This is a genomic window from Mycobacterium sp. 1245852.3 (assembly GCF_001669335.1).
GTDB lineage: Bacteria > Actinomycetota > Actinomycetes > Mycobacteriales > Mycobacteriaceae > Mycobacterium > Mycobacterium europaeum_A.
The window spans coordinates 1-4783 of the sequence record NZ_LZLL01000139.1; the positions used below are offsets into that span (position 1 = coordinate 1).

The window sequence follows — 4783 nt, forward strand, 5'->3', positions numbered from 1 at the left end:
CCCGGGAGTTCTATCAGCAGTACCGCAGCAACGGCGGACACAACGGCCACTTCGACTTCCCCGGCGGCGGCGGCAACGACTGGGGCTCGTGGTCGGGGCAGCTCGGCGCGATGTCGGGCGACATCGTCGGCGCCATTCGCTAGCGGCGATCGCGAGCGCGGCGGAGCCGGGCGCTGCGGGTCGGCGCCTTTGGTGTAGCGCGTCGCTGCCCAAAAAGCGCATTCGGCAAAGCCGGTACCGTGTAGGGGGTGCAGCAGGGGTCGGGAGGACCGCGTAGCTGCGATCCACCGACTCTGCTGGCAGGAGAACATGGCTAAAAGCGCGCGGCGTAAGCGTCAACGCACCCTCGCTTGGATCGCCGCCCTGTCCGTGGCCGCCGTCGTCCTGTTGGGCATCCTGGCCGCTGTCACCCTGCTGCGCGGCCACAACTCCGAGCCCAGCGCGGTGCCGACCGGGGTGCTGCCTCCGTCGTCGACCACCACGCACCCGCACAAGCCGCGGCCCGCCTCGCAGGACGCGTCGTGCCCCGATGTGCTGCTGGTCAACGTGCCCGGCACGTGGGAGTCGGCGGTCGCGGACGACCCCGGCAATCCGACGCAATTCCCCAACGCGTTGCTGCACAAGGCGACCGCCGGCCTCACCCAGCAATTCCCGTCGTCGCGGCTGCAGGCCTACACCACCCCGTACACCGCGCAGTTCCACAACCCGCTGAGCGGCGACACCCAGATGTCCTACAACGCCAGCCGCGCCGAGGGCACCCGCGCGACCGTTCAGGCGATGACCGACATGAACACCAAGTGCCCGCTGACCAGTTACGTGCTGATGGGCTTTTCGCAGGGCGCGGTGATCGCGGGTGACATCGCCAGCGATATCGGCAACGGCCGCGGACCCGTCGACGACGACTTGGTGCTGGGTGTGACATTGATCGCTGACGGTCGCCGCCAGATCGGCGTCGGCAACGACATCGGCCCCAACCCGCCGGGGCAGGGCGCCGAGGTCACCCTGCACGAGGTGCCCATCCTGTCCGGGATGGGCCTGACCATGACCGGCGCGCGCCCGGGTGGTTTCGGCGACCTCAACGACAAGACCAACGAGATCTGCGCGCCCGGCGACCTGATCTGCGCAGCTCCGGAGGAAGCTTTCAGCATCGCCAACCTGCCGGCCACGCTGAACACCTTGGCCGGCGGGGCCGGTCAGCCGGTGCACGCCCTGTACGCCACGACGCAGTGCTGGAGCATCGACGGGGCGCCGGCAACCGACTGGACGCTGAACTGGGCTCACGGCCTGATCGCAAATGCGCCACAACCAAAACACGGATGATCAACGGCGGTGGGACACAAGCCTCAGGTGGCGGTTGACGGTAGCGAACAGCGGTACCTTGTGATTTGGTCTGCCGTAGGCAGGCCCGTAACATTAAGAAGAATTTAAGAGCTATCGGACCTTCGTCGCGCACCCAGTCGGGGTCGATGGTGGCTGGGCTGGCACATGGCCGGCGTTGCCCATCGGGTGCCGTGCGAGGTCCGGCGCGCGTGCGTAGACATGTAACCGTCGGCTCAGCCGGCTGAAGAACGAAGCCGTCGGCGGAGCCGACCAAGGAACACAGCGTCGGCCGAGCCGACCGAAAACAGGTGCGACAGGAGAGCGGAATGCCCTACCACAACCCGTTCATCGTGAATGGAAAGATCAAGTTCCCGGACAACACCAACTTGGTCAAGCACGTTGAGAAATGGGCGAGGGTGCGTGGCGACAAGCTCGCCTACCGGTTCGTCGACTTCTCCACCGAACGCGACGGTGAATACCGCGACATCGTGTGGCGCGACTTCAGCGCCCGCAACCGGGCCGTGGGCGCCCGCCTGCAGCAGGTCACCCAGCCGGGCGACCGCATCGCCGTGCTCTGCCCGCAGAACCTCGACTACCTGATCGCGTTCTTCGGCGCCCTGTACGCCGGCCGGATCGCGGTCCCGTTGTTCGACCCCGCCGAGCCGGGTCACGTCGGGCGCCTGCACGCCGTCCTCGACGACTGCACCCCCTCGACGATCCTGACCACCACCGACGCCGCCGAGGGCGTCCGCAAGTTCATCCGCGCCCGGTCGGCCAAGGAACGGCCCCGCGTCATCGCCGTCGACGCCGTCCCCAACGAGGTAGCCGCGACGTGGGAGCCGCCGGAGGCCGACGAGGAGACCATCGCCTACCTGCAGTACACCTCCGGCTCCACCCGGACCCCGACCGGCGTGCAGATCACCCACCTCAACCTGCCCACCAACGTGTTGCAGGTACTCAACGGGCTGGAAGGCAAGGAGGGCGACCGCGGCCTGTCCTGGCTGCCGTTCTTCCACGACATGGGGCTGATCACCGCGCTGCTCTCGCCGGTGCTGGGCCACAACTTCACCTTCATGACGCCGGCCGCCTTCGTGCGCCGGCCGGGCCGGTGGATCCGGGAGATGGCCCGCAAGCCCGAGGACGATCCCGACAGCGAGGTCTTCACCGTCGCGCCGAACTTCGCGTTCGAGCACGCGGCGGTGCGCGGGGTGCCCAAGGAGGGCGAGCCGCCGCTGGACCTGAGCAACGTCAAGGCCATCCTCAACGGCAGCGAGCCGGTGTCCCCGGCGTCGATGCGCAAGTTCTACGAGGCTTTCGCGCCGTACGGCCTGCGGGAGACGGCGATCAAGCCGTCCTACGGCCTGGCCGAGGCGACGCTGTTCGTCTCCACCACGCCGATGGACCAGGCGCCCACGGTCATCCACGTCGACCGTGACGAGCTGAACAAGCAGCGCTTCGTCGAGGTGCCCGCCGATTCGCCGAAGGCCGTTCCGCAGGTTTCCGCCGGCATCATCGGCGTCGACGAATGGGCCGTCATCGTCGACCCGGAGACCGCGAGCGAGCTGCCGGACGGCCAGATCGGCGAGATCTGGCTGCACGGGAAGAACCTGGGCACCGGCTACTGGGGCAAGGAAGACGAGACCAACGACGTCTTCCGCAACATCCTCAAGTCGCGGATCAGCCAGTCGCACGCCGAGGGCGCCCCGGACGACGGCACCTGGGTCAAGACCGGCGACTACGGCACCTACCACAAGGGCCACCTCTACATTGCCGGCCGCATCAAGGACCTGGTCATCATCGACGGCCGCAACCACTACCCGCAGGACCTCGAGTACTCGGCGCAAGAGGCCAATAAGGCGCTGCGCACCGGCTACGTGGCCGCCTTCTCGGTGCCGGCCAACCAGCTGCCGAAGGAAGTCTTCGACAACCCGCACACCGGCATCAAGTACGACCCCGACGACGTCTCCGAGCAGCTGGTGATCGTCGCCGAGCGCGCGGCCGGCTCGCACAAGCTGGATTACCAGCCCATCGCCGACGACATCCGGGCGGCCATCGCCGTGCGCCACGGCGTGACGGTCCGGGACCTGCTGCTGGTGCAATCGGGCACGATCCCGCGCACCTCCAGCGGCAAGATCGGGCACCGCGCCTGCCGCGCGGCCTACCTCGACGGCAGTCTGCGAAGCGGCGTCGGTTCCCCGACGGCCTTCGCCAAGTCCACTGACTGAATCTCTGAGGACCATGGCTGACACTGAGCACCCCGAAAACGACACTCCGGGCGGGGAGGTGCCCGCCGCGCCCCCCGCTAAGGGGACCGACATGACCGTGCCCGAGATGCGCGAATGGCTGCGCAACTGGGTGGGCCGGGCCGTCGGGAAGCCTGCCGACGAGATCGACGAGTCGGTGCCGATGGTCGAACTCGGCCTGGCGTCGCGCGACGCCGTGGCCATGGCCGCCGACATCGAGGACCTGACCGGGGTCACCCTGTCGGTCGCGGTCGCCTTCCAGCACCCGACCATCGAATCGCTGGCCACCCGCATCATCGAGGGCGAGCCCGAGGTGGCCGACGACGAGCTCGACGGCGCCGACTGGACGCGCACCGGTCCCGCCGAGCGCGTCGACATCGCGATCGTGGGCCTGTCGACCCGGTTGCCCGGCGACATGAACTCCCCGGACGAGACGTGGGCGGCGCTGATGGAGGGCCGCGACGCGATCACCGACCTGCCCGAGGGCCGCTGGTCGGAATTCCTCGAGGAGCCGCGCATCGCCGAGCGGGTCAGCACCGCGCGCACCCGGGGCGGGTACCTGAAGGACATCAAGGGCTTCGACTCGGAGTTCTTCGCCGTCGCCAAGACCGAGGCCGACAACATCGACCCGCAGCAGCGGATGGCGCTGGAGCTCACCTGGGAGGCGCTCGAGCACGCCCGCATCCCGGCGTCGAGCCTGCGCGGCGAGGCGGTCGGCGTGTACGTCGGCTTCTCCAACAACGACTACCAATTCCTGGCGGTGTCGGACCCGACGGTCGCGCACCCCTACGCGATCACCGGAACGGCCAGCTCGATCATCGCCAACCGGGTGTCCTACTTCTACGACTTCCGCGGTCCCTCGGTGGCGCTGGACACCGCCTGCTCGAGCTCGCTGGTGGCGACGCACCAGGCGGTGCAGGCGCTGCGCAACGGCGAATGCGACGTGGCCGTCGCGGGCGGTGTCAACGCGCTGCTCACCCCGCTGGTGACGCTCGGTTTCGACGAGATCGGCGCGGTGCTTTCTCCCGACGGCCGGATCAAGTCGTTCTCCTCGGACGCCGACGGCTACACCCGCTCCGAGGGCGGCGGCATGTTCGTGCTCAAGCGGGTCGACGACGCCCGCCGCGACGGCGACCAGATCCTGGCCGTCATCGCCGGTAGCGCGGTCAACCACGACGGCCGGTCCAACGGGCTGATTGCCCCCAATCAGGACGCCCAGG

The 4783-nt window shown here is 68.6% G+C and carries 3 protein-coding genes and 1 pseudogene; all 4 read left to right on the top strand.

Annotated elements, in window-relative coordinates; all coding sequences use genetic code 11:
- Positions 1 to 143, top strand: a pseudogene (locus tag A9W96_RS32035) (hypothetical protein); the annotation flags it as partial.
- Positions 144 to 309: 166 nt separating this feature from the next.
- Positions 310 to 1320 (top strand): cutinase family protein, encoded by a 1011-nt coding sequence (locus A9W96_RS06065; protein WP_067138432.1) that lies wholly within the window; start codon positions 310 to 312, stop codon positions 1318 to 1320.
- A gap of 326 nt (positions 1321 to 1646) precedes the next feature.
- On the top strand, positions 1647 to 3545 hold the full coding sequence (fadD32, locus tag A9W96_RS06070) for a long-chain-fatty-acid--AMP ligase FadD32 (RefSeq protein WP_066873097.1): 1899 nt from the start codon (positions 1647 to 1649) through the stop codon (positions 3543 to 3545).
- A gap of 91 nt (positions 3546 to 3636) precedes the next feature.
- Positions 3637 to 4783, top strand: a 1147-nt coding sequence (locus tag A9W96_RS06075; RefSeq protein WP_369830817.1) for a beta-ketoacyl synthase N-terminal-like domain-containing protein, incomplete at its 3' end; no start/stop codon positions are given.

Excerpts from the sequence above, each read along its gene's own strand:
- fadD32 (WP_066873097.1), top strand. The coding sequence starts at position 1,647 with ATGCCCTACCACAACCCGTTCATCGTGAATGGAAAGATCAAGTTCCCG.
- A9W96_RS06065 (WP_067138432.1), top strand. The coding sequence starts at position 310 with ATGGCTAAAAGCGCGCGGCGTAAGCGTCAACGCACCCTCGCTTGGATC.